The organism is Mycolicibacterium obuense, assembly GCF_055397605.1.
In genome coordinates this window covers 1,501,116-1,524,872 of sequence record NZ_AP043663.1, presented here as the reverse complement: position 1 = coordinate 1,524,872, position 23,757 = coordinate 1,501,116, and the positions used below count along the sequence as shown (strand labels likewise).

The 23,757-nt window shown below is 68.1% G+C and carries 24 protein-coding genes; 8 read left to right on the top strand and 16 right to left on the bottom strand.

Annotated elements, in window-relative coordinates; all coding sequences use genetic code 11:
- Positions 1-1,014: a glycerophosphodiester phosphodiesterase family protein gene (locus tag ACZ50N_RS07345; RefSeq protein ID WP_464475032.1), complete on the top strand. Its 1,014-nt coding sequence runs from the start codon at positions 1-3 to the stop codon at positions 1,012-1,014.
- On the top strand, positions 1,011-2,705 hold the full coding sequence (locus ACZ50N_RS07340; RefSeq protein ID WP_464475031.1) for a metallophosphoesterase: 1,695 nt from the start codon (positions 1,011-1,013) through the stop codon (positions 2,703-2,705). Before ACZ50N_RS07345 ends, ACZ50N_RS07340 begins: the two co-directional genes overlap by 4 nt.
- Before the next feature lie 3 nt (positions 2,706-2,708).
- Here ACZ50N_RS07340 and ACZ50N_RS07335 read toward each other — a convergent pair whose 3' ends face one another.
- Positions 2,709-3,137 (bottom strand): hypothetical protein, encoded by a 429-nt coding sequence (locus tag ACZ50N_RS07335; protein ID WP_464475030.1) that lies wholly within the window; start codon positions 3,135-3,137, stop codon positions 2,709-2,711.
- A 61-nt stretch (positions 3,138-3,198) separates the two neighbouring features.
- Positions 3,199-4,665, bottom strand: a complete 1,467-nt coding sequence (gene ahcY, locus ACZ50N_RS07330) for an adenosylhomocysteinase (protein WP_046364163.1) — start codon at positions 4,663-4,665, stop codon at positions 3,199-3,201.
- 269 nt (positions 4,666-4,934) lie between these two features.
- On the opposite strand from ahcY, the gene ACZ50N_RS07325 reads away from it, so the two are divergent.
- Complete coding sequence (locus tag ACZ50N_RS07325; RefSeq protein ID WP_464475029.1) at positions 4,935-6,182, top strand: MFS transporter; 1,248 nt, start codon at positions 4,935-4,937, stop codon at positions 6,180-6,182.
- Here the strand turns inward: ACZ50N_RS07325 and alkX are convergent.
- From alkX to ACZ50N_RS07300, 5 genes are all read right to left on the bottom strand, one after another.
- On the bottom strand, positions 6,166-6,786 hold the full coding sequence (alkX, locus tag ACZ50N_RS07320) for a TetR family transcriptional regulator AlkX (protein ID WP_464475028.1): 621 nt from the start codon (positions 6,784-6,786) through the stop codon (positions 6,166-6,168). The two genes, ACZ50N_RS07325 and alkX, sit on opposite strands and share 17 nt — an antisense overlap.
- A gap of 107 nt (positions 6,787-6,893) precedes the next feature.
- Positions 6,894-7,076 (bottom strand): rubredoxin, encoded by a 183-nt coding sequence (locus tag ACZ50N_RS07315; protein WP_046364164.1) that lies wholly within the window; start codon positions 7,074-7,076, stop codon positions 6,894-6,896.
- Entirely contained in the window at positions 7,073-7,246 is a 174-nt protein-coding gene (locus ACZ50N_RS07310) for a rubredoxin (RefSeq protein ID WP_046364165.1), read from the bottom strand. The genes ACZ50N_RS07315 and ACZ50N_RS07310 overlap by 4 nt, the downstream gene beginning before the upstream one ends.
- Positions 7,246-8,388 carry an alkane 1-monooxygenase gene (locus ACZ50N_RS07305; RefSeq protein WP_236728539.1) on the bottom strand — a complete coding sequence of 381 codons (1,143 nt, stop codon included), beginning with the start codon at positions 8,386-8,388 and terminating at the stop codon, positions 7,246-7,248. The genes ACZ50N_RS07310 and ACZ50N_RS07305 overlap by 1 nt, the downstream gene beginning before the upstream one ends.
- Before the next feature lie 253 nt (positions 8,389-8,641).
- Positions 8,642-10,117, bottom strand: a complete 1,476-nt coding sequence (locus ACZ50N_RS07300) for an APC family permease (protein ID WP_464475027.1) — start codon at positions 10,115-10,117, stop codon at positions 8,642-8,644.
- 78 nt (positions 10,118-10,195) lie between these two features.
- Here ACZ50N_RS07300 and ACZ50N_RS07295 point away from each other — a divergent pair, with 78 nt between their 5' ends.
- On the top strand, positions 10,196-11,569 hold the full coding sequence (locus ACZ50N_RS07295) for an FAD-dependent oxidoreductase (protein ID WP_464475026.1): 1,374 nt from the start codon (positions 10,196-10,198) through the stop codon (positions 11,567-11,569).
- Here ACZ50N_RS07295 and manA read toward each other — a convergent pair.
- The 4 genes from manA to ACZ50N_RS07275 all read right to left on the bottom strand — a co-directional run bounded on the left by manA (position 11,514) and on the right by ACZ50N_RS07275 (position 15,731).
- On the bottom strand, positions 11,514-12,740 hold the full coding sequence (manA, locus tag ACZ50N_RS07290; RefSeq protein WP_046364169.1) for a mannose-6-phosphate isomerase, class I: 1,227 nt from the start codon (positions 12,738-12,740) through the stop codon (positions 11,514-11,516). The two genes, ACZ50N_RS07295 and manA, sit on opposite strands and share 56 nt — an antisense overlap.
- 5 nt (positions 12,741-12,745) lie before the next feature.
- Entirely contained in the window at positions 12,746-13,840 is a 1,095-nt protein-coding gene (locus tag ACZ50N_RS07285; protein ID WP_046364170.1) for a hypothetical protein, read from the bottom strand.
- Positions 13,837-15,222, bottom strand: a complete 1,386-nt coding sequence (locus ACZ50N_RS07280) for a phosphomannomutase/phosphoglucomutase (protein WP_046364171.1) — start codon at positions 15,220-15,222, stop codon at positions 13,837-13,839. Before ACZ50N_RS07280 ends, ACZ50N_RS07285 begins: the two co-directional genes overlap by 4 nt.
- A gap of 89 nt (positions 15,223-15,311) precedes the next feature.
- Entirely contained in the window at positions 15,312-15,731 is a 420-nt protein-coding gene (locus ACZ50N_RS07275) for a DUF3499 domain-containing protein (RefSeq protein WP_046364191.1), read from the bottom strand.
- A 131-nt stretch (positions 15,732-15,862) separates the two neighbouring features.
- Here ACZ50N_RS07275 and ACZ50N_RS07270 point away from each other — a divergent pair, with 131 nt between their 5' ends.
- Positions 15,863-16,285, top strand: coding sequence for a metallopeptidase family protein (locus ACZ50N_RS07270; protein ID WP_046364172.1), 423 nt, complete (start codon positions 15,863-15,865; stop codon positions 16,283-16,285).
- A gap of 4 nt (positions 16,286-16,289) precedes the next feature.
- Here the strand turns inward: ACZ50N_RS07270 and ACZ50N_RS07265 are convergent, their stop codons facing one another.
- Positions 16,290-16,553 (bottom strand): WhiB family transcriptional regulator, encoded by a 264-nt coding sequence (locus tag ACZ50N_RS07265; protein ID WP_464475603.1) that lies wholly within the window; start codon positions 16,551-16,553, stop codon positions 16,290-16,292.
- Between the two features lie 428 nt (positions 16,554-16,981).
- Between ACZ50N_RS07265 and cofD the strand changes: the two genes are divergently transcribed.
- From cofD to ACZ50N_RS07250, 3 genes are read left to right on the top strand one after another with little or no spacing between them, the layout of a single operon-like run.
- On the top strand, positions 16,982-17,968 hold the full coding sequence (gene cofD, locus ACZ50N_RS07260) for a 2-phospho-L-lactate transferase (protein ID WP_464475025.1): 987 nt from the start codon (positions 16,982-16,984) through the stop codon (positions 17,966-17,968).
- Positions 17,965-19,308, top strand: coding sequence for a coenzyme F420-0:L-glutamate ligase (locus tag ACZ50N_RS07255; RefSeq protein ID WP_464475024.1), 1,344 nt, complete (start codon positions 17,965-17,967; stop codon positions 19,306-19,308). Before cofD ends, ACZ50N_RS07255 begins: the two co-directional genes overlap by 4 nt.
- Complete coding sequence (locus ACZ50N_RS07250) at positions 19,305-19,847, top strand: NUDIX hydrolase (RefSeq protein ID WP_464468682.1); 543 nt, start codon at positions 19,305-19,307, stop codon at positions 19,845-19,847. Before ACZ50N_RS07255 ends, ACZ50N_RS07250 begins: the two co-directional genes overlap by 4 nt.
- On the opposite strand, the gene ACZ50N_RS07245 is transcribed toward ACZ50N_RS07250, so the two are convergent.
- The 4 genes from ACZ50N_RS07245 to rfbD all read right to left on the bottom strand — a co-directional run bounded on the left by ACZ50N_RS07245 (position 19,848) and on the right by rfbD (position 23,698).
- A complete protein-coding gene (locus tag ACZ50N_RS07245; protein WP_464475023.1) occupies positions 19,848-20,717 on the bottom strand; it encodes a hypothetical protein in 870 nt (289 codons plus the stop codon).
- Positions 20,718-20,866: 149 nt separating this feature from the next.
- Complete coding sequence (gene manB, locus ACZ50N_RS07240) at positions 20,867-21,946, bottom strand: mannose-1-phosphate guanylyltransferase ManB (protein WP_048422254.1); 1,080 nt, start codon at positions 21,944-21,946, stop codon at positions 20,867-20,869.
- Positions 21,946-22,824, bottom strand: coding sequence for a glycosyltransferase family 2 protein (locus ACZ50N_RS07235; protein ID WP_464475022.1), 879 nt, complete (start codon positions 22,822-22,824; stop codon positions 21,946-21,948). Before ACZ50N_RS07235 ends, manB begins: the two co-directional genes overlap by 1 nt.
- A gap of 16 nt (positions 22,825-22,840) precedes the next feature.
- On the bottom strand, positions 22,841-23,698 hold the full coding sequence (rfbD, locus tag ACZ50N_RS07230; protein WP_464475021.1) for a dTDP-4-dehydrorhamnose reductase: 858 nt from the start codon (positions 23,696-23,698) through the stop codon (positions 22,841-22,843).
- Between the last annotated feature and the right edge of the window lie 59 nt (positions 23,699-23,757).

Genomic DNA, 23,757 nt, shown 5'->3' with positions numbered 1-23,757 from the left:
ATGCGCTGTCTTGCCGTGGTGATCGCCGGGTTGATGCTGGCCGGGTTCGTCGGGTCCGCCCCGAGCGCTTCGGCGGCGGCCGACTTCGATCTGCAAGCGCACCGCGGCGGCCGCGGGGAAACCACCGAGGAGTCGCTGCGCGCATTCGCCAAGGCGCTCGAACTCGGCGTGAACACGCTGGAGCTCGACATCGTGCTGTCCCGCGACGGTCAGCCGATGGTCTGGCACGACCCCGTGATCCAGGCCGACAAATGCTCCGACACCGTCCCGGCTTTTCCGGGCGATCCGCAGTTCCCCTACGTCGGGAAGGCGGTGTGGCAGCTGACGGCCGCCCAGCTCCACACGCTGGACTGCGGGAAATTGCTGCCCGCCTTCCCGCAGGCCGAGGTGGTCAGGGGCAACAGCATCGCGACACTGCCCGAGGTGTTCGCGCTCGCCGACCGCTACCGGGCCGGTGTCCGCTACAACATCGAGACCAAGATCGAGGCGGACAAGCCGGAGATGTCGGCCCCGCCGGGCCAGTTCGTCGACGTCATCCTCGCGGCGGTGCGTGCTGCGGGTAAGCAGGATCTGGTCGAGATCCAGAGCTTCGACTGGCGCACCCTGCCGCTGGTTCGCGCCGCCGCGCCGTCGATTCCACAGATCGCGCTGTGGGATGAGACGACGTTCGTCCCTGGTTCGCCATGGCTCGACGGCATCGACCCGGCGGCCGTGAGCGACCCGATCGTCGCGGCGACGATGGTGGGCGCCGACGTGTTGTCCCCGGGTTACTCGGTGCCGTACGGCCAGGTCCCCGGCGATCCGGGTTTTGCTCTGGTCGCCGACGCCGAATTCGTCTCGCGCGCACATGGACTCGGGCTGAAGGTCATCCCGTGGACGATCAACGACCCCGGTGCGATGCGCGCCCAGATCGCCGCGGGTGCCGACGGGATCATCACCGATTACCCGACGCGGCTGCGATCTGTGATGGCGGAACTGGGCATGCCGCTGCCGCCTGCCTACCGTCCGACATGACCGGCGCCGGCGACATCCCCGACACCGGCGTCCCGGCAGCGTTGGCCGCCGAGATGTCCATTGCCGAGCAGTACGAGTGGCACCAGCGATATCTGCGGCGACATCCGGTGTCGCGCCGGAACTTCCTGCGTGGATCGGCGGCACTGGCGGCTGTCGGCGCCGTCGGGATGTCACCGTTCGGCCGACGCGCCTACGCCCAGGACGCGCCCCTGGCAGTCGCGAACCGGCGCGTCGGTTACGGTTCGGACGCCTCGAGTCAGCTGCGGCTGGCCGCGCAGCTGTCGCGCAGCCCTGCCGGTACGAAAGTGTTCGTCGACCACGGCCCGACGCCCTCTCTGGGGGCGACGCTGGAGGCCGAGGTCCGCAATCTGGTGACGCAGATCCCCGACAGCAGCGGCGGCGTGCTGGCCGCCGAGCAGTTCTACGTGCACGCTCCCGTCGACGGGCTCGCCGGTCACAGTCGACACTTCTACCGGTGGCGCACCGAAGACGGGTTCGTCACCGACATCCGTTCGACCAGCACCGCCATGCCGAACGCACGGAATGCATTGTCGCCGTTCCGGTTCACGATGATGGGCGATCAGGGCACCGACACCACACCGCTTCTCCCACCCGGCCTGGCTCGGGGCGACTATGACGACAGCTACTACAAACCCGACAACGATCCGACCGTGTCCCACACCGAGAACGTGCTGAACCAGATCGGTGCGGCACGGCCGGAGTTCCACGTCCTCGCCGGTGACATCGCCTACGCGGATCCCTCGGGGATGGGTGAGCCGCCGACGTTCGTACCGTCAGGCGGCACGCTTCCGTCGGGTTTCGACAAATTCAATCCCTACGTGTGGGACGTGTATCTGAACTCGATCGAACGCAGCGCGTCGACCACGCCGTGGATGTTCGCCACCGGCAACCACGACATGGAGGCGGCCTACCCGGTGCACGGTTACGGCGGCCATCTGGCGCGCCTGGATTTCCCCGGCAACGGCCCCGCGGCCTGCCCCTCGGTCTATTCGTTCGTCTACGGCAACGTGGCGGTCCTGTCGCTGGACGCCAACGACGTCTCCTACGAGATCACCGCCAACACCGGCTATTCCGGTGGGTCTCAAACCGACTGGGTCGCTTCGACGTTGGCCGATCATCGGGCGAATCCGAACATCGACTTCATCGTGTGTTTCTTCCACCACTGCGCGTATTCGACGGTGCAGGCGCACGCCAGTGACGGCGGTGTGCGCGATGCGTGGGCAGAGTTGTTCGACCGCTACCGCGTGGATCTGGTGCTGCAGGCCCACAATCACGCCTTCGAACGGTCCGATCCCATCCGGGGCGGTGCACCGACGAAGGTGGCCGGCGACCACGCCATCGTCTATCCCAACACCGACGGCACGGTGTACTACACGGTCGGATCGGCGGGGCGCCCGCGCTACACGTTCCAGCCCGGCGAGCAGGAGAGCTACCGCGGCCACGAGGTCCTCGACACCGTCGTCCCCAACAGTTACGTGTGGACGTCCGATGGCGTACAGCAGCGGGAAGCCGTGGCGTGGTCGCGGGTCAGATTCTTGAACTATGCGTTCATCCGAGTGGATGTGCGGCCCGGGGTGTTCGTCAGCGAGATGGATGTCGTCGCGGTGGACGAATACGGCCGGGAATTCGACACTGTGACGTTCCGGCGCCCGGTGCCGCAGTCCCGCTGACACCTAGCCGAGGTCGAAGGACTGCAGCACCACGGTGTCGCGCGGCGGGTCGAGGAAGACGCGCGTGCTCGTGCGTCCCGGCGAGAACGCCGTGTTCAGCTCCGCGCCGGTGCGGAACGGTCCGGGCGGAACCTCCGGCTCCAGCACCTTCTGCACCGCGGGGCGATGTGTGGTCGGCTCCGAAACATGCTGACGCAACAGGTCATTCATCGTCGGCGGGGTGACGCGCACGACAGCGTCGGTCCAGACCGCGGTACCGCCGTTGCCCCAGCGGATCCACGACGCCGAGACAGGGGTGCCGAGCGCGGGAAACGTGCGCGCGAGTTCGTCGGTGTCGTGCCGGATAACGAATGCCGGCCGCGTCTCCGCCGTCTCGGTCGTCTCCGCCGAGTCGGTTGTCTCAGAAGCCGACTGACAGGAAGTCAGGAGCACCGCAACAGAAAGGGCGCGCACAACGACACTGAATGTCGTTGTGCGCGCCCGATCCGTCATGTCAGTAGCGGTAGTGCTCCGGCTTGTACGGGCCGTCGACGTCGACGCCGATGTACTCGGCCTGCTCCTTGGTGAGCTTGGTCAGCGAGCCGCCGAGTGCCTCGACGTGGATCTTGGCGACCTTCTCGTCGAGGTGCTTGGCGAGGCGGTAGACCTCGTTGTCGTACTCGTCGTTCTTGGTCCACAGCTCGATCTGCGCGATGACCTGGTTCGAGAAGCTGTTGCTCATCACGAACGACGGGTGGCCGGTCGCGTTGCCGAGGTTCAGCAAGCGTCCCTCGCTCAGCACGATGATCGAGTGACCGTCGGGGAAGATGAACTCGTCGACCTGCGGCTTGATGTTGATGCGACGGATGTCCTTGTCGCGCTCGAGGCGCGCCATCTCGATCTCGTCGTCGAAGTGGCCGATGTTGCCGAGGATGGCCTGGTGCTTCATCGAGCGCATGTGCTCCAGGGTGATGATGCCCTGGTTGCCGGTGGCGGTGATGACGATGTCGGCCCAGCCGATGGCCTCTTCGACGGTCTTGACCTCGAAGCCGTCCATCAGCGCCTGCAGCGCGTTGATCGGGTCGATCTCGGTGACCGCCACGCGGGCACCCTGGGCCTTGAGGGCCTCGGCGCAGCCCTTGCCGACGTCGCCGTAGCCGCACACCAGCGCGGCCTTGCCGCCGATGAGGACGTCGGTGCCGCGGTTGATGCCGTCGATCAGCGAGTGCCGGGTGCCGTACTTGTTGTCGAACTTGCTCTTGGTGACCGAGTCGTTGACATTGATGGCCGGGAACGCGAGCTCACCGGCAGCGGCGAACTGGTACAGGCGCAGCACGCCGGTGGTGGTCTCCTCGGTGACGCCCTGGACCGACTCGGCGACCTTGGTCCACTTGGTGTTGTCGGCCTCGAGCGACCGGCGCAGCAGGTTCAGGAACACCTTGTACTCGTCGGAGTGCTCGTCGTCCTCGGGCGGCACGACGCCGGCCTTCTCGAACTGCGCGCCGCGCAGCACCAGCATGGTGGCGTCACCGCCGTCGTCGAGGATCATGTTGGCGGGCTCGCCCGGCCACGTCAGCATCTGCTCGGCGGCCCACCAGTACTCCTCCAGCGTCTCGCCCTTCCACGCGAACACCGGGACGCCCTTGGGCTCCTCGACGGTGCCGTGCGGTCCGACGACGACGGCCGCGGCGGCGTGGTCCTGGGTGGAGAAGATGTTGCACGAGGCCCAGCGCACCTCGGCGCCGAGGGAGACCAGCGTCTCGATCAGCACGGCGGTCTGAACGGTCATGTGCAGCGAGCCGGACACCCGGGCGCCCTTGAGCGGGGCCACGTCGGCGTATTCGCGGCGCAGCGCCATCAGGCCGGGCATCTCGTGCTCGGCGAGGCGGATCTCCTTGCGGCCGAATTCGGCCAGCGAGAGGTCGGCGACCTTGTAGTCGATGCCGTTGCGGACATCTGCGGTCAGTTCTGGTGCAGTCATGTAGAGCCCCTTTTTGATTCGTCTTCTGCCTCGAGAGCGCACAGTGGTGCGCCGGCGACACACTCGGCCTGCGGGCTCGCGGGACAGGCGCTCAATCCGAACAAGCGGATGCACACTGCCAGCCGAGAGATATCCACAACACCCTAGCTGTCGGCGCCGGGCGTCTTCAATTCGCCCTTTGTGACGTCCTTTGTGACGTTGTGTTTGGTCTCGATTCGCGGGAGGGTACACCGCTGCGCCGGTCGGTGTTCGCGGGAAGGGGATGGCTGGTGGACGAACGCACGGTCGCGGTGGGTCGGCGGTCTCTGGTCGCGCTTGCTGCGCTGAACTTCTTCCTGGCCGACGCCCGCGACGGACTCGGCCCGTTTCTGGACGCGTTCCTCGCCACGCGGGGGTGGTCGCCGTTCGCGTTGGGCGCGATAGCGACGGTCGGCGGGCTCATCGGGTTGGCGGTGACACCGCTGTTCGGGGCGCTGGTCGACGGGACCCGGTACAAACGCGCACTGGTCGCCATCCCGGTGATCGTGGTGACCGCGGTGGGCCTGGCCACGCTGGTGGCACCGACGCCGGCGATCGTCTGGATCGGGCAGGTAGGCACCGCCGTGGTGGGCGCGGTGATCGGGCCGGCCCTGATGGGGCTGACCCTCGGCCTGATCGGGCCGCGGCTGTTCGGCCGGCAGGTCGCCCGCAACGAGTTCTGGAACCACGCAGGCAACGTGGTCTCACTGGCTGCGGTGTTCATCGCGGTGTCGCTCTATGGCGAACACGCAATCATCACGCTGATGATCGTGACCGCGATCGGCGCGGTGGTGGCCGCGATGGCCATCGATCCGGCCCGGATCGATCACGACGCGGCGCGCGGGCTCGACGAAGCCGGGGACAGCGCGAAGCCGTCGGGATTGCGGGTGCTGGTCAAGACGCCGGGTCTGCTGGTGCTCGCCCTGGTGCTGCTGATGTTCCACTTCGGCAATGCGCCGATGAGCAGGCTGGTGGCGCAGCAGTTCGCGATCGAGCTCGGCACGCCGTTTCGCACGACCGCGATCATCACCGGGGTGTCGCAGGTCGCGATGATCGCCGTCGCAGTGCTCGCGCCTCTGATGATCCGGCGGTTCGGGCTGGCCACCGTGCTGCTGGTGGCACTGTGCGCGCTGCCGGTGCGCGGGCTGATCGCCGGCACGAATTCGGGCTTCTGGACCATCTTTCCGGTGCAGGCGCTCGACGGGGTCGGTGCGGGTCTCATCGGCATCGCGACGCCGATCGCGGTCGAGCGGCTGCTGGCCGGGTCGGGTCGGTTCAACGTCGGCTTCGCCGCGGTGATGACGATGCAGGGCGTCGGCGCGTCGTTGAGCAACGTCGTGGCGGGGTCGGTGGTGAGTGGCTACGGCTACCAGGCGTCGCACCTGCTCAGCGCCGCTATCGCGGTCGTCGCGGTGGCGATATTCCTGCGGTTCCGCCGCTCCATCGCGCCCGAGCGCTCGGACGCGACGGACGCCGCGTCCGCTACCGCGGCTCGATGACGCCGTAGCGCTCGGCGAACGGCGTCATCAACCGGGCCAGGTCGCGTGCCACGTCGTGGTCGGCTTCGGGGGGCATCGAGATGTAGCTCATCGCGAGCCGGACGATCGCGCGGGCCAGCACGCCCGCGTCCTCCTCGCTGCAGCGCACCCAGCTGGTCATGAACAGTTCGGTCAGCCGCGTCGAGCAGTGGGTGATGATCGGCGCGCTGTCGGTCGTGATGATCTGCAGCAGATCGGGTTTCGAGGTTCCGGTCAGCAGCGAGATCACCAGCGGGTCGGCGGCCGACTCGATGAAGAAGTCGCGGAATCCCTGCAGGAACGCGGCGTACACGTCGCCGATGTTGGCGCCGATCGCGTTCTGGATCTGGCCGACGAGCCGGTCGGAGAGCCGCAGCGCATAGCCCTGGGCGAGCCCCTGGCGGGAGCCGAACTCGTTGTAGATCGTCTGGCGGCTGATTCCGGCGGCTTTCGCGACGTCGGACAGGGTGATCGAGGACCAGTCGCGGGTGAGCAGCAGGTCACGCATCCCGTCGAGGATGGAGTCGCGCAGCAGTACGCGCGACGCCTCGGCGTAGCTGATGCGCTTGTCCTGGGGACCACTCACACGCGCGACAATATCGCTCGCGCCGGTCCCGCGAGCGCGCGTGTCTGCACGCCCGTGGCCGGTGTGTCGCGCGCCGGAGCGCACGCTCACCGGCCACGAGGGTGCGTTCACGGCCGCACGACCTCCACCATGTCGAAGTCCGACTTAGCCGCGCCGCAGTCCGGGCAGCTCCAGTCGTCGGGGATGTCGTCCCAGCGGGTGCCCGGGGCGATGCCGTCCTCGGGCCAGCCCTTGGCCTCGTCGTACTCGAAGCCGCACTGCACACACACATACAGCTTGTAGTCACTCACTGCGTCACTCCTATCGGTTCGAAATCGATCTTCTCGCGCACCGCGCAGTCAGGGCAGGCCCAGTCCTCGGGGATGTCGTCCCACGCGGTACCGGCCGGAAAGCCTTCGCGTGGAGCACCTTTGGTCTCGTCGTAGACGTAGTCGCAGCCGGGGCACCTGAAGGAAGCCATCAGGCGCTCTCCTTCACCCCGTAGTGAGCACGCATCCGCGGATGCACGTTGGCGCGGCTGACGTCGCCGTCGTAGTGCTCGATCACGCGGTGATCCATCACCTTGCGCCAGAGCGGCGGGAAGTAGGTGAGCGCGATCATCGACGCATACCCGCTCGGCAGGTTCGGCGCGTCGGCCATGCTGCGCAGCGTCTGGTAGCGCCGCGTCGGATTGGCGTGATGGTCGCTGTGACGCTGCAGGTGGTAGAGGAAGAGGTTGGTCACGATGTGGTCGGAGTTCCAGCTGTGCACCGGCGCGCAGCGCTCGTAGCGGCCGTTCGAGTTCTTCTGCCGCAGCAGCCCGTAATGCTCGAGGTAGTTGACGGTCTCGAGCAGCGTGAAGCCGAACACCGCTGAGATCACGATGAACGGGATCAGCCCGACGCCGAACACTGCGATCAGGATGCCGTAGAACACCACCGACATCGCCCACGCGTTGAGCACGTCGTTGGACCAGTGCCACTTCGATTTGCCGGCCCGCTCGAGGCGCTTGGCTTCCAGCTCCCACGCCGAGCGCAGGCTGCCGAAGATGCTGCGCGGCAGGAACTCCCAGAACGTCTCACCGAGGCGGGCCGACGCGGGATCTTCAGGGGTCGCGACGCGGACGTGGTGGCCGCGGTTGTGCTCGATGTAGAAGTGGCCATAGCAGGTCTGCGCCAGCGTGATCTTCGACAGCCACCGCTCCAGCGAGTCCTTCTTGTGCCCCATCTCGTGGGCGGTGTTGATGCCGACGCCACCGAGCACGCCCACCGACAGCGCCAGTCCGATCTTCGCCGGCCATCCCAGCCCGCCGTCGAAGCCGAGCCAGCTCAGGTCCGACGCGGTGAACAGGTAGGCGCCCAGCAGCACGCTGGCGTACTGGAACGGGATGTAGATGTAGGTGCAGTAGCGGTAGTACTTATCGTTCTCCAGCCGCTCCATCACCTCGTCGGGTGGGTTCTGCCCGTCGGGCCCGAACTTGAGGTCAAGGGCGGGCAGCAGGATGTACAGCAGGATCGGGCCGATCCACAGCGGTACCTGCGCCGCGCCGTGCCATCCCCAGTGGTTCAACGCCCAGACCAGGGGCAGCATGACGAACAGCGCCGTCGGCGCGATCAATCCCATCAGCCACAGGTAGCGCTTCTTGTCGCGCCACTCCCCCAGATCCGGGCTTTGTGAGCTTCCGTGCAATTCCTGTGTGGTCACCCGAGTGCCTCCTCGCTGTGAGTGCGATCACCAATCGGGATTGACTATAGGAGCATTTTTGTCGCCTGTCTAGACAGCAACGCATGTTTTGTAAAGCACGACGAGCGCGCAGAAAGTGAGCGCGCGCGTCGACGTACCGACGCGCGCGCTCGCGGAAGAAAGAAAGAAGGAACTAGCCCCGACGGGCGACCAGCGAGTGCCGCCGGCCGTAGAGGAAGTAGACGACCACGCCGAGTGCCATCCAGATCAGGAAGCGGATCCACGTCAGCCCGGTCAGGTTCAGCATCAGCCACACGCAGGCGATGATCGACAGCACAGGCAGCAGGGGCACCCACGGCGTCGTGAAGCCGCGCTTGAGATCGGGTCGCGTCCGCCGCAGCACCAGCACCCCGGCCGATACCAGCACGAACGCGAAGAGCGTGCCGATGTTGACCATTTCCTCGAGCTTGCCGATCGGGAACACGGTCGCGGTGATCGCGACGACGACGCCGACGATCAGCGTGATCCGCACCGGGGTGCCGTGCTTTCCGGTCTTGGCCAGGCTGCGGGGCATCAGGCCGTCGCGCGACATCGCGAAGAGCACGCGGGTCTGCCCGAGTACGAGCACGATCACCACGGTCGTGAGCCCGGCCAGCGCCCCGATCGAGATGACCTTGGCCGCCCAGTCCACGCCGTTCAACGCGAACGCTGTCGCCAGGTTCTGCGTCTCGGCCTCCCGCAGTTCCTTGTAGCTGACCATGCCCGAGACCACCACGGTGACGGCGACGTAGAGCACGGTGACGATGCCAAGGGAGGCCAGGATGCCGCGCGGCACGTCGCGCTGCGGGTTCGCGGTTTCTTCGGCGGTGGTCGCGACGATGTCGAATCCGATGAACGCGAAGAACACGATCGAGGCGCCCGCGAGCACCCCGTAGAGCCCGTAGTGGCTGCCTTCAGCGCCGGTCAGCAGCGAGAACAGGGACTGCTCGGTGCCCGAACCGCCTCCACCCGCTTCGGCGGGCGGCACGAACGGCGTGAAGTTCTGCGTCTTGATGTAGAACGCGCCGACGATGACGACCAGCAACACGACAGCGACCTTGACCGCGGTGATGGCGAGGCTGACGCCGGCCGACAGCTTGGTTCCGTACGCCAGGATCGCGGTGACGAACGCGATGATGATCAACGCGCCCCAGTCCACGTCGAATCCGCCGATGGTGGCGACGCCCCCGCCGAAGCCGAACACCGTGCCCAGGTAGCTCGACCAGCCCTTGGCGACGACGGCGGCGGCCACGGCGAACTCCAGGATCAGGTCCCAGCCGATGATCCACGCGACGAACTCACCGAACGTCGCATACGAGAACGTGTAGGCGCTGCCGGCAACCGGCACCGTCGAAGCGAATTCGGCGTAGCACAGCGCCGCGAGCCCGCACGCGATCGCGGCGATGACGAACGACACCGAGATCGCGGGGCCGGTCAGGTTGGCCGCGGTGGATGCGGTGATCGTGAAGATGCCGGCGCCGATGACCACCGAGACGCCGAAGACGGAGAGATCCCACCAGGTCAGGTCCTTGCGGAGCCGGGTGTCGGGCTCGTCGGTGTCGGCAATCGACTGTTCCACCGACTTGGTGCGCCGCTTGTTCGTCGCCCGCGCCGCCGACTCCTGCGTCATCAACGTCCTCGTTTCGTCATCGCTTCTGCGGGAATGTACCCATAACCCCTCATAAAATGACCCTCAATGGCTCCTCTCATGACACGAACCCATGCGATCGTCATCGGCGCCAGCCTCGGCGGGCTGTGCGCGGCCAAAGTGCTCTCCGAGAGGTTCGAGCGCGTCACCCTCTTCGAGCGCGACGACCTGCCTGACGGCCCGGCCAACCGCGCCGCCGTTCCGCAGGGCCGCCACGTGCATCTGCTCATGGCGCGCGGCGCCAAGGAATTCGAGTCGCTGTTCCCCGGCCTGCTCGAGGACATGGTGGCCGCGGGTGTGCCGATCCTGGAGAACCGGCCTGACTGCATCCACTTCGGCGCGGCCGGTCACGTGCTGGGCACCCAGCACACGCTGCAGGACGAATTCACCGCCTACGTGCCGAGCCGGCCGCATCTCGAGTGGCAGATCCGCCGCCGGGTGCTGGAGCTGCCGAACGTCACGTTGGTCAACGACAGCGTCGACGAGCCCGTGTTCGACGGGCAGCGAGTCACCGGGGTGACGGTGGGCGGGACGACGGTCGACGCCGACCTCGTCATCGACGCCACCGGACGCGGCACCCGGTTGCCGGTGTGGTTGGAGCAGTGGGGGTTCGAGCGCCCGTCCGAGGACACCGTCAAGGTGGGCATCGGGTACGCCACCCATCAGGTGCGAATCCCCGACGGTCTGTTCGCCGAGAAGGTCGTGGTGGCGGGCGCGTCACGGGAGCAGCCGGTGGGGTTGGGCATGCTGTATTACGAGGACGGCAACTGGGGGCTGACGACGTTCGGCATCGCTAAAGTGCCGCCGCCCAACGACTTTGCCGGCATGTGCGCGCTCGCCGACGAGATCTTGCCCCCGCACGTCGCCGCGGCGCTGCGCCTGGGTGAGCCGATCGGCGAGGTCGCGTTCCACAAGTATCCGACCAGCCGGTGGCGCCGCTACGACAAACTCGATCGCTTCCCCGAGGGCATTCTGCCGTTCGGCGATGCGGTGGCGAGCTTCAATCCGACGTTCGGGCAGGGCATGACGATGACGTCCTTGCAGGCGGGTCATCTGCGGCGGGCGCTGGACGACCCGGGCGAGAGTCTGGCGGCGACGTTCACCAAGGCGACGAAGAAGACGACGTGGCCGGTGTGGACCATGAACGCGGTCGGTGACATGGTGCTGCACCGGGCGGAGGGCCCGATGCCGTGGTGGTATCGGCCGGTCGGATCGTTGTTCGACCAGTTCCTCGGCGCTGCCGAAACCGATCCTGTTCTCGCAGAATGGTTTCTGCGCCGGTTCAGCCTGCTCGACAATCTCTACATGGTGCCGTCGGCGAAGCTGGTGGGCCGCACGGTGCGCCACAACATGCGGTTGTGGGCAGCGGAGAAGAAAGCTAGAGGCCGACGGTCACGCGAAACAGTCGCGTCGGCTCCTGCGACATCAGCCTGATCGGGCCGTCGTCGGCCGCCACCCACGCCGCGGCGCCGCGGTGCAGCGTCACCGCCGACGACTTGGCGTACACGGTCGCGCAACCCTGAGTGCACAGCAGGATCTGCGGCCCATCGTGGCGGGTGGGCGCGTCGATCTCGTGGCCGAGTTGCTCACCGTCGACAGCGAGCACCGACACCGCGAATTCCGGTGCGGGCGTGGGGTACACGAGCTCGGCTCCGTCGCGGACGGGCTCGGGTGAGACGATGATGTCGACGGCCGGGGTGAAGTCGAGGACCCGCAACAGCTCGGGGACGTCGACGTGCTTGGGCGTCAGACCCCCGCGAAGGACGTTGTCGGAGTTGGCCATCACCTCGACGCCGACGCCCTGCATGTAGGCGTGCAGGTTGCCGGCGGGGAGGTAGATCGCCTCGCCGGGCTGCAGCGTGAGCCGGTTCAGCAGCATCGACGCCAGCACCCCGGCGTCACCCGGATAGCGCTCACCGAGTTCCAGCACGGTTTTGGCTTCGCGCGCGAATTCCTGCTCGCCCGAACGCAAGTAGTTGATCGCACCGTCGAGCACGGCGGGCACGAGCACGTCGAGGTCGGGTTGCGGGAAGGTGATCCACGTCGTGAACAGCGCGCGCAACCCGTCGGCGTCGGATTGGCCCGACAGCAGGTTGATGAACGGGTCGAGTTCGGCGACGCCGAGCGCACGCATCAACGTCACCGAGCGGGCGGCCGGGGCGAAGCCGGCCAAGGCCTCGAACGGGCTGAGCGCGACGATGATCTCGGGTTTGTGGCTGCGGTCGCGGTAGTTGCGCGTCGGCGCGTTGACGGGAATGCCCATCCGCTCCTCGCGGGAGAAGCCTTCGATCGCCTGCTCGGTGCTGGGGTGCGCCTGCAGCGACAGCGGCTCGTCGGCGGCGAGCACCTTGACCAGGAAGGGCAGCGAGTCGCCGAACCGGCCTCGAACCACCTGCCCCAGTTCGCCTTCGGGATCGGCGCGCAGCACGTCGAGCAGCGAGCGGTCGCCGTCGTCGGTCTGCAGATGGGCCGGATCGCCCGGGTGTGCCCCGAACCACAGCTCGGCCTCGGGATGTGGAGTGGGGCTCGGCGCCCCGGTGAAATCGGCTATCGCGGTCCGCGAACCCCATGCGTAGGTCCGCACCGCACCCCTGAGCAGATGCACTCGCCTCAACCTCGAATCAGACGCTGGTAGACGGCCGCCATCTCGAGGCGGACCGCCATCAACGCCAGTTGTTTCTCGGGTCGGTTGGCACCGGGCATCTCTGTTGAGCCCGATACCACCTCTCCCGCTCCCCCGAGTTCCGGCACGTCGTTCGCATTGACCACGGAGACGTCGTCGAAACCGCGTAGCCGCGCCGAGATGGCGGGCCGGTCTTCGTCCGAGGTCAGCACGATGGTGCGCGCACGGTTCGGTAGCGGCCCGTCGAGTTCCTCGTCGTGAAAGATGGACACCTCGCCTGAGCCGCGCCCCCAGCCCGAGCCCAACGCCACCAGCACGTCGGCCAGGCCCACTGCGGCCACCGTCTGCTGAGCCACCCGCAACATCACGGTGCAGGCGTGCCGGGCGAGTGTCAGCGTGGCGGGGCTGTCGCCGGCGAACACGACGTCGCGGCCGAGCATGCGTTGGGTGAGTTCTTTGGCGGGATTGGTGAAAATCTCACGCGCAGCGCTGTTTCGGAACGCTTCGGCGTCGAGGTCGTCGGCCAGTGCGGCGAGGTTGACGCGGACACCGGGGGCCACCACCTCGAGCGCGGCCAGGCCGGCGGCGAGGTATCGGGCGAGCGTGAAGTCGTCGGGCACGGGCAGCCGCGGCGGCAGCGCCACCGACCGTCCGGCGGTCGCGTCGCGCAGGGGTCCCTCGTAGGGGGCGACGACGATCACGCGGGCGCCGCGACGGACTCCCATCGCGGCCGCGGTCACCAGTGCGGAGTCACCGGGGTCGTCGCCGGCGATGATCAGGACATCGAGCGCGCCGATCCAGGGCGGCGCCTCGGTGGCGAGCACGATCGGTGCGGGCAGGGAGCCGCCGAGCACGGCGGCCAGCATCGACCCGGCAACCGACGCGGTCCCGCGGCCGGCCACCCAGACCACGGTGCGGGGCGGTGCATCGGAACGTACGGAGTCGAGATCGCCTTCGGACAGCGCCGAGGCGGTGGCCCGCACCTGTGCACCGGCCATCGACGCGGCGCGCAGCAGCCCGTGCCGATCCGCGGCCAGCAGGCCTTCGGTGTCATCGAGGTCGACCACCGCGGTGGCGCTCACGTGAGCTCCCCTGCTCCTTTGGTGATCAGCGCACCGATCTCGTCGACCAGCGCGGCCACCTCCTCGGGGGTACGGGCCTCGGCGTTGAGCCGCAGCAGCGGCTCGGTGTTCGACATGCGCAGGTTGAACCACCGGCCGTCGCCGAGGTCGACGGTCACGCCGTCGAGGTGATCCATGGCGTGCACCCGGGAACCGAAGGCCGCGAGGACGGCGTCGACGACGGCGGGGGCGTCGGTGACGGTGTAGTTGATCTCGCCGGAGGCTTCGTAGCGCTCGTAGTCGGCCATGATCTCCGAGAGCGGGCGGTCCTGTTCTCCGAGCGCGGCGAGCACGTGCAGCGCGGCGAGCATGCCGGAGTCGGCGCCCCAGAAGTCGCGGAAGTAGTAGTGCGCCGAATGCTCGCCGCCGAAGATCGCGCCGGTCTCGGCCATCAGCGCCTTGATGTAAGAGTGTCCGACACGGGAGCGCACCGGTGTGCCGCCGCGTTCGGTGATCAGTTCGGGCACGGCGCGGGAGGTGATGAGGTTGTGGATCACCGTGGCGCCGATCTCGCGGGTCAGTTCGCGGCCGGCGACGAGCGCGGTGACCGCCGACGGGGACACGGCCTGGCCGCGTTCGTCGACGACGAAGCACCGGTCGGCGTCACCATCGAACGCGAGGCCGATGTCGGCACCGGTCTCGAGCACGAAGCTCTGCAGGTCGACGAGGTTCGCCGGGTCCAGCGGGTTCGCCTCGTGGTTGGGGAAGGTGCCGTCGAGTTCGAAGTACAGCGGCGACAGCGTGATCGAGGAGATGGGGCCCAACACGCCGGGGGTGGTGTGGCCGGCCATGCCGTTGCCGGCATCGACGGCGACCTTGAGCGGGCGCAGCGCGCTGACGTCGACCAGCGAGCGCAGGAAGTCGCCGTAGTCGGCGAGTACGTCGCGATCGGATGCGGTGCCGCGCGGCCCGTCGTGGTCGGGGACGCCGGCGATCACCTCGTCGCTGATCGTGGTGAGTCCGGTGTCTTTGCCGACCGGCTTGGCGCCGGCCCGGCACAGCTTGATGCCGTTGTAGGCGGCCGGGTTGTGGCTGGCGGTGAACATCGCGCCCGGGCAGTCCATCAGGCCGGAGGCGAAGTACAGCTGGTCGGTCGAGGCCAGACCGATGCGGACCACGTCGAGCCCCTGGTCCATGACACCCTCGGCGAACGCGGCGGAGAGCACTGGCGAACTCTCACGCATGTCGTGACCGATGACGACCTGCGTCGCGCGATCGCGCACGAGCCGGGCGAACGCGGCGCCCACCTCGGCGACGAACTGCTCGTCGATCTGCTCACCGACGAGTCCGCGCACGTCGTAGGCCTTGATGACGCGCTGTACCGCCTCGGCGGGCCGGGACATGGGGGCTCCTCACGCTGACGTGCTGACCGGTGGTGCCAGCCTAGCCGTCGGGAGCCGCACACACGGCTGCCACCGGTCAGGTTCGCGATTCAGTCCGGCGGGTCAGGCAACACTCGCAGATGCCCGCGCCGCCGCCCGTTGGACTCGGGCCGGCGCACCGGCGGCGCCATCAACGCGCCGCCCTGGGTGCCCGTGACGGGGTCGGTGAAGGCGCTGAATCCAGCTACCGGTCCCGCCGGCGCTTCCCTGCCTTCGCGCACGGCGTCGGCGAGCGCCACCAGGTCGTCGTCATCGGGGTGCGACGGCAGCGGGCCGGCGTGGCGAACCAGCTCCCACCCGCGGGGGGCGGTGATCCGCCCGGCGTGCATGACGCACAGGTCCCAGGAGTGCGGCTCGGACACGGTGGCCAGCGGGCCGACGACGGCGGTCGAGTCCGAGTAGACGAACGTGAGCGTCGCGACCGCGTAGTGCGGGCAGCCTGGACGGCAGCAGCGACGGGGAACATTCACGAACGGAAGGTTATCGCTTGTGTTGGTCCGCGCCGAGGCGGACACGCGAGCCGTGGGGGGCCCGAAGCCCAACCGTTACGATCTTTTTCGTGACCGGGCGCAACCACCGAGGGTCCCGGCGTGGCCGCGGGATGCGTGGACCGCTGCTGCCGCCCACCGTTCCGGGCTGGCGCAGCCGAGCTGAGCGTTTCGACATGGCGGTGCTCGAGGCGTACGAGCCGATCGAGCGGCGATGGCAGGAGCGGGTGGCGTCGTTGGACGTCGCGGTCGACGAGATCCCTCGATTGGCTCCGAAGGATCCGGACAGTGTGCAGTGGCCGCCCGAGGTCGTGGCCGACGGGCCGATTGCACTGGCGCGGCTGATACCTGCCGGGGTGGATGTTCGCGGCAACTCAACGAGAGCGCGAATTGTGTTGTTCCGCAAGCCGATCGAGCGACGGGCGAAGGACACCGTCGAGCTGACCGACCTTCTGCATGAGCTTCTGGTGGCGCAGGTGGCCACCTATCTGGGCGTCGAGCCGTCCGTCATCGATCCGACGATGGACGACGACTAGCCGGCTAGATGATGCCGCGCTTGATGCGCCGGCGCTCCCGCTCGGACAGTCCACCCCAGATGCCGAAGCGCTCATCGTTGGCCAACGCGTACTCGAGGCAGGCGTTCTTGACCTCGCAGCCAAGGCAGATGCGCTTGGCTTCGCGGGTCGAGCCGCCCTTCTCCGGGAAGAAGGCCTCGGGGTCGGTCTGCGCGCACAGGGCGCGTTCTTGCCACTGGTCCTCGTCGGTAGCCAGCTCGTCGTCGATCGGTTCGGGCACCACGCTCAGTTGCGGGCGTCCCCCGACGCTTGCTGCCGTCGGGTCGGTCTGGATGTGCGGTGCACTTCCCACCGAGCCGAGGAAGCTGCTGTCGAAATGTACCGAGTTGCCGAAATCGGCCTGTTCAAAAGCCATTTTCCCCTCCTCCACAGGTCTCGTAGATCCGTTTAGGCCAGCCCCACATTTTCTCTATGTGGCCATCCAATTCGAACAAGTGATCGAATCTCGGTCTGCGACACCGGAACCGGCCGGAGAACCGCGAATGACACTGCTGTGATTACACACGCGTTAGCTGTCGCGGTCAAGCGCTGGAACAGGAATTCATACCATTCCGTGACTCGTTTACGGCGCGTCGTTCTGTGGCGTGTCTGTCACGTTCCGGCTTCGCGCACCTCCGGGCGGCGGGCCGCACTCGCGTGCGCCTAGTCTCGGTCGGTGTGAAGGTCACTGTTCTCGTCGGCGGCGTGGGTGGCGCGCGCTTCCTTTTGGGTGTTCAACATCTATTGGGCTTGGGGCAGTTCGGCACTCACGATACCGATGAGCATGATGTGACTGCTGTGGTCAATGTGGGCGACGACGCATGGATGTTCGGCGTGCGCATCTGCCCCGATCTCGACACCTGCATGTACACCCTCGGCGGCGGCATCGACCCCGAGCGCGGCTGGGGCCACCGCAACGAAACCTGGCACGCCAAGGAGGAACTCGCCGCCTACGGCGTGCAACCCGATTGGTTCGGCCTGGGCGACCGCGATCTGGCCACCCACCTGGTGCGCACGCAGATGCTGCGGGCCGGCTACCCCCTCTCCCAGATCACCGAGGCGCTGTGCGCGCGGTGGAACCCCGGCGTCCGCCTGCTCCCGGCCAGCGACGATCGCAGTGAAACCCACGTCGTCATCACCGATCCGGCGGACGGTGAGAAGAAGGCCGTCCACTTCCAGGAGTGGTGGGTGCGGTATCGCGCCCAGGTGCCCACCGAGAGCTTCGCGTTCGTCGGCGCCGACAACGCCACCGCGGCACCGGGTGTCACCGAGGCGATCGAGGGTGCCGACGTCGTGTTGATCGCGCCGTCGAACCCCGTGGTCAGTATCGGCTCCATCCTGAAGATCGGCGGCATCCGGGCCGCACTGCGCGCCACGTCGGCGCCGGTGATCGGGTACAGCCCCATCGTGGCGGGAAAGCCGTTGCGCGGCATGGCCGATGCGTGCCTGTCGGTGATCGGCGTCGACAGCACCTCCGAGGCGGTCGGGGCGCTCTACGGCGCACGCTCAGGGACGGGCATCCTGGACGGCTGGCTGGTGCACACCGGTGACGATGCGGTGATCGACGGGGTCACAGTGCACACGGCCCCCCTGCTCATGAGTGAGCCCGCGGTCACCGCGGAGATGGTGCGTGCGGGTCTGGATCTGGCCGGGATCGCGCTGTGAGAGACCACGGCACGTCGGCGCGCCTGGAAGTGCTACCGGTACCTGGGCTTCCGGAGTTCCGACCCGGTGACGACCTGGGGGCCGCGATCGCCGACGCCGCGCCGTGGCTGCGCGACGACGACGTGGTGGTCGTCACCAGCAAGGTGCTGTCCAAGTGCGAGGGCCGCATGGTCGACGCGCCGGCCGATCCCGAGCTGCGAGACACGCTGCGCCGCAAGCTGATCGACGGTGAGGCGGTGCGGGTCCTGGCGCGCAAGGGTCGCACGCTGATCACCGAGAACGCGCTGGGGCTGGTGCAGGCCGCCGCCGGCGTCGACGGGTCGAACGTCGACTCCCACGAACTCGCCCTGCTTCCCGTCGATCCCGACGGCAGTGCGGCGGCGCTGCGCGCCGCTGTGCACGAGCGGCTCGGCGTGCGCGTCGGCGTCGTCGTCACCGACACGATGGGCAGGGCGTGGCGCACGGGTCAGACCGACGTCGCGATCGGTGCCGCCGGGCTCGAGGTGTTGCACGGCTATGCGGGCGAACACGATCAGCACGGCAACGAGTTGATCGTCACCGAGATCGCGGTCGCCGACGAGATCGCCGCTGCCGCCGATTTGGTGAAGGGGAAGCTGACCGCGGTGCCGGTGGCGGTGGTGCGCGGGCTGACGGTGCGCGACGACGGGTCGACCGCGCGGAACCTGGTGCGCGCCGGTGAGGAAGACCTGTTCTGGCTCGGCACCGAGGAGGCCATTGCGCTCGGGCGCACGCAGGCGCAGCTGCTGCGACGGTCGGTGCGGAGTTTCGGTGCCGAGCCGGTGCCGCCGGAGTTGATCGAGGCTGCTGTCGGAGAGGCGCTCACCGCACCGGCGCCGCACCACACCCGGCCGGTCCGCTTCGTGTGGGTGCGCGACACGGCGGTGCGCGCCCGGCTGCTCGACGCGATGAAGGATGCGTGGCGCGCAGATCTGCTGGGTGACGGCCGCGATCCTGACGCGGTGGAACGGCGCGTGGCGCGAGGCCAGATCCTCTATGACGCGCCGGAATTAGTGATCCCGTTCATGGTGCCCGACGGCGCGCACAGTTATCCCGACGAGCACCGCACCGCGGCCGAGCACACGATGTTCACCGTGGCTGTCGGCGCGGCGGTGCAGGGTCTGCTGGTAGGGCTCGCGGTGCGCGGGGTGGGCAGTTGCTGGATCGGGTCGACGATCTTCGCGGCCGACCTGGTGCGTGCCGAGTTGGATCTGCCCGGCGATTGGGAGCCGTTGGGCGCCGTCGCGATCGGCTATGCCGCCGACGGGCCGGCGCAGCCGCGGCCGCCGGTGCCCACCGACGGTCTGCTGGTGCAGCGGTGAGCCTTCACCAGTCGGCCGTCGACACCCTGACGCGTTGGGAGCCGGCGGATCCGGCGCAGGAGTCGATGCGGCACGCGGTGCTGGCGTTCCTCGACGCGAATCCGAAGGCGTGCCTGCGGGAGTCAGAGCCCGGTCACATCACGGGCTCGGCGTTGGTGCTCGATCACGAAGGCACGCATGCGCTGCTGACGCTGCATCCGCGGTTCGGTCGCTGGCTGCAGCTCGGGGGGCACTGCGAGCCCGAAGATCCCACGCTGGTCGCCGCCGCGCTGCGGGAAGCGACAGAAGAGTCGGGCATCGACGGGTTGACCATCGACGAGTTGCCGACGGCGATTCACGTGCATCCGGTGACGTGTTCGCTGGGTGTGCCGACGCGACACCTCGACGTGCAGTTCGTCGTGCGTGCGCCGCAGGGAGCGCAGGCCGAGATCAGTGAGGAGTCGGTGGATCTGCGGTGGTGGCCGTTGGATGACTTGCCGGGCGGCAGCGATTTCGGCCTGCGCCACTTGGCCGCCCTCGCGAAAGTGCACCTACGGTAGTCACCACGCGCCCGCAGCTACCATGTGGGCACCTTCGCGAAACCGCCACGCCGCCGCGACCCTCTCGACGACATCATGCTCGCTGTCTTCGCTGATCACCTTGATGTGCAGCCACTCTCGTCCGCGAATCAGCCGCAGACGCTGCTCGTCCCAGACGTATTGATTTCTGTCCTTGCGATGCTGGTCGCCGTCGTACTCGACCGCGATCTTGACGTCCTCCCACCCCATGTCGAGATAGGCGAAGGGTTTGCCGCGGCCGTTCAGCACGGGGATCTGAGTCCTCGGCCGTGGAAAGCCGCGGCGCACCAGGAGCATGCGCAGCCAGGTCTCTTTCGGAGACTGCGCTCCGGCGTCCATATGCGCCACCGCAGTGCGCAGCTGCTTCACCCCGCGGGCACCCCGATAGTGCTCTGCGAGAAGCAATATCTGAGCAGCGGTCACGCCCGTCGCGTTGGCGAGCGCGTCGAGATGTTCGACGGCGCGGGCGAGCGGTAGATGGCGCCCCAGATCGAACGCTGTCCGGGCGAGCGAGCTCACCGACATGTCAGCGATGCGGCACACCTCCTCATCGGCTATGCGCTCGTTGCGGGTGATGATGCCCGCCGGCGAACGCTTGCAGTCGTAGATCAGCTCGACCGGCGCTTGGTCGCCTATCCAGCGGGCGCCATGCAGAGCGGCCGCCGCCCGCCCGGTAATGACCGCGCGCCGCTGAGACCACAGCCATGCGCCAACGGTGCGGTCGGCAAGTGAGACCTCGGCGTTCCGGGCTGTATAGATGTTGGGGTACAGGCGTCGATAGCCGTAGCGCAGCTCTCCGGGCGTCAGGACACCTGCGGCGATCGCTTCACTTCCCAGAAACACCGTGTGCATGCGCTGAGCGTGGACGCAGCATCCGACACGACGAGCCCTTCGACGAAGGGTTATCCACAGCCCGCGCCCCGCGAAAGTGTTCTGACGGTAGCGCCGACAACTCACCCACTACCGTGAGAGCACTTTCGCGAGCGGAAGCCGCGCAGAAGCTAGATGTCTGTCGAGAAGCGGATGCCGCCGTCGGGAATCGTGATCCCCGGCCACACCCGGGCCCCGCGCAGCAGTTCGCAGCGGGCACCGACGTCGGCGCCGTCGCCGATCACGCCGTCGCGGATCAGCGCGCGCGGTCCGATGTGCGCGCCGAAGCCGATGATCGATCGCTCGATCACCGCGCCGGCTCCGACTTTCGCGCCGTCGAAGATCACCGCGCCGTCAAGCCGTGCCCCGCCGGCGATCTCGGCCCCGCGCCCGATCACGGTGCCACCGATCAACAGCGCTCCCGGCGCCACTGACGCCCCGTCGTGCACCAGCTTCTCGCCGCGCTGATGCGTCAGGGCGGGTGACGGTGCGATGCCGCGCACCAGATCGGCTGAGCCGCGGACGAAATCCTCCGGCGTGCCCATGTCCCGCCAGTAGGTGGAGTCCACGTAGCCACAGACCTTGCGGCCCTCAGCGAGCAGAAGCGGGAACACTTCACGTTCCACCGACAGCGCGCGGCCGGTCGGGATCTGCTCGATGATCGACCGCTTGAACACGTAGCAGCCGGCGTTGATTTGATCGGTCGGCGGGTCTTGCGTCTTCTCCAGGAAGGCAGTCACCGTGCCGTCGGATTCGGTTGGCACACAACCGAATGCGCGGGGGTCACCGACGCGCACCAGGTGCAGCGTCACGTCGGCCTGGTTCTCCGCGTGCGAATCGAGCAGCGCACGCAGGTCGCAGCCGGACAGCACGTCGCCGTTGAAGACGACGGCCGTGTCGTGGCGCAGCTTGGACGCGACGTTGGCGATGCCGCCACCGGTGCCCAGCGGTTCGTCTTCGACGACGTACTCGATCTGCAGCCCGAGCTTGGAGCCGTCACCGAATTCGGCTTCGAATACGCCCGCCTTGTAGGAGGTTCCGAGGACCACGTGCTCGATGCCGGCATCGGCGATGCGCGACAGAAGGTGGGTCAGGAACGGCAGCCCTGCGGTCGGGAGCATCGGCTTGGGCGCCGAGAGGGTCAGTGGGCGTAGGCGTGTGCCCATGCCGCCGACGAGAACGACCGCATCGACATCGGCTGGATTCACCATCACCCCTGCCCCCTTCGGGCTTTCATCGAACTCCGCACCACCAGCCGGGATCGCGCCCCCAACGCCGTCCGGAACGCCCACCGTAGCGGAGCGTGCCGCCGCTTCGGGTAACGATCCGCGAGAAAAGTGTAAGTGCTCGCGTGGTGGGCAGCGAGGTTGCGGGCGGGATCGCGACCGGTGGAGTGACCTTTGGCGTGCAGCACCTCCGCCGAGGGCACGTAGACGTTCTGCCAGCCGGCGCGGCCGAGCCGATCGCCGAGGTCGACGTCCTCCATGTACATGAAGTAGCGCTCGTCGAAGCCTGCGATCTCCGCGTAGGCGGCGCTGCGCATCAACAGGCAGGACCCCGACAGCCAGCCGACCGCGCGTTCGCTGGGGTCTTCTCGCTCTTGGCGGTAGACGGCGGTCCACGGGTTGGATGGCCAGATCGGTCCGACGACGGCGTGCATGCCGCCCCGGATGATCGACGGCAGGTGCCGCGCCGAGGGGTAGATGGATCCGTCGGGGTCGCGGATCAGCGGGCCCAGCGCCCCGGCCCGGGGCCAGCGGTCGGCGGCTTCGAGCAGGAGGTCGATACTGCCGGGCCCCCACTGCACGTCGGGGTTCGCGACGACGAACATGTCTGTGGTGCTGGACAATCCGTATTCGGCGACTGCCTTGTTGATCGCCGAGCCGTAGCCGACGTTCGCCCCGGTGCGCAGCAGGCGGGCGTTGGGGTAGCGCTCGACAGCCTCCTCGGGTGTGCCGTCGTCGGATCCGTTGTCGGCCATGATCACCGTCACCGGTCGCTCGGTGGCGTGGGCCAGCGATGCCAGGAACCGGTCCAGATGCGGCCCCGGCGAATACGTCACCGTGACGACGTACAGCTCGTCGCTCACCTAGCGTCCACCCATCTCATCGCGTTGAGGGTAACGGGCGCAGTGCTGTGGTGAGCGCCTCGCGCCATCCACGTAGGGGTGTGAGTCCGGCGCGCGTGGATCCGGCCGACGCCAGCGCGGAGTACGACGGCCGGGGCGCGGGGCGCGGGTGACGGGCGCTGTCGACGGGTCGGACGCGTGACGGGTCGGAGCCCAGCGCCGCGAAGACCGCCTGGGCCTGGTCGAACCGGCTGCCTTCGCCGGCGTTGGCGGCGTGCAGGAGCGGCCCGCGGACCCCGCCGTCGGCGATGTCCAGCAGGGCGGCGCACAGGTCGCCCACGTAGGTCGGGGAGCCGATCTGGTCGGCGACGACGTCGATGTGCTCGGTTCCGGCGGCGGTGCGGCGCATCGCGGCGACGAAGTCGGTGCCGTCGGCGCCTTCGTAGACCCAGGAGGTGCGCACCACGTACGCGGTGGGCAGCGCGGCCAGCACCGCCTGCTCGCCGGCCAGCTTGGTGCGCCCGTACACCGACAGCGGCCCGGTGGCGTCGTCGATGTCGTACGGTCGCCGCGCGCCGGACGCGCCGAAGACGTAGTCGGTGGAGATGTGGATCAGCGATGCCCCGGCGCGGGCGCAGGCCGCGGCGACGTTGCCGGCACCGGTGGCGTTGACGGCGTGTGCCCGGTCCGGGTCGTCCTCGGCGAGGTCGACCTGGGTGAAGGCGGCGCAGTTGACGACGACGTCGCCGGCGCGGAGTTCACCCGGGTCAGGCCCGGTGATGTCCCACTCCCGGGACGTGAAGGTGCGGACTTCGCGGCCCTGGGAGGCGGCCTGACCTGCCAGGAAGCGCCCGACCATGCCGCCGGCGCCGGTGATTACGATTCGGTCAGCCATAGCTAGGGAGTGTGGCACGCCGAGGTCGGCTCCCCCGTCTCCCGCCTGGCCGCCAGTAG

Excerpts from the sequence above, each read along its gene's own strand:
- ACZ50N_RS07345 (WP_464475032.1), top strand. The coding sequence starts at position 1 with ATGCGCTGTCTTGCCGTGGTGATCGCCGGGTTGATGCTGGCCGGGTTC.
- ACZ50N_RS07340 (WP_464475031.1), top strand. The coding sequence starts at position 1,011 with ATGACCGGCGCCGGCGACATCCCCGACACCGGCGTCCCGGCAGCGTTG.
- ahcY (WP_046364163.1), bottom strand. The coding sequence starts at position 4,665 with ATGACTGCACCAGAACTGACCGCAGATGTCCGCAACGGCATCGACTAC.
- ACZ50N_RS07310 (WP_046364165.1), bottom strand. The coding sequence starts at position 7,246 with ATGGCTTCCTTCAGGTGCCCCGGCTGCGACTACGTCTACGACGAGACC.
- ACZ50N_RS07305 (WP_236728539.1), bottom strand. The coding sequence starts at position 8,388 with ATGGGATTGATCGCGCCGACGGCGCTGTTCGTCATGCTGCCCCTGGTC.
- ACZ50N_RS07300 (WP_464475027.1), bottom strand. The coding sequence starts at position 10,117 with ATGACGCAGGAGTCGGCGGCGCGGGCGACGAACAAGCGGCGCACCAAG.
- ACZ50N_RS07295 (WP_464475026.1), top strand. The coding sequence starts at position 10,196 with ATGACACGAACCCATGCGATCGTCATCGGCGCCAGCCTCGGCGGGCTG.
- ACZ50N_RS07280 (WP_046364171.1), bottom strand. The coding sequence starts at position 15,222 with ATGTCCCGGCCCGCCGAGGCGGTACAGCGCGTCATCAAGGCCTACGAC.
- ACZ50N_RS07270 (WP_046364172.1), top strand. The coding sequence starts at position 15,863 with ATGCGTGGACCGCTGCTGCCGCCCACCGTTCCGGGCTGGCGCAGCCGA.
- ACZ50N_RS07245 (WP_464475023.1), bottom strand. The coding sequence starts at position 20,717 with ATGCACACGGTGTTTCTGGGAAGTGAAGCGATCGCCGCAGGTGTCCTG.
- manB (WP_048422254.1), bottom strand. The coding sequence starts at position 21,946 with ATGGTGAATCCAGCCGATGTCGATGCGGTCGTTCTCGTCGGCGGCATG.
- rfbD (WP_464475021.1), bottom strand. The coding sequence starts at position 23,698 with ATGGCTGACCGAATCGTAATCACCGGCGCCGGCGGCATGGTCGGGCGC.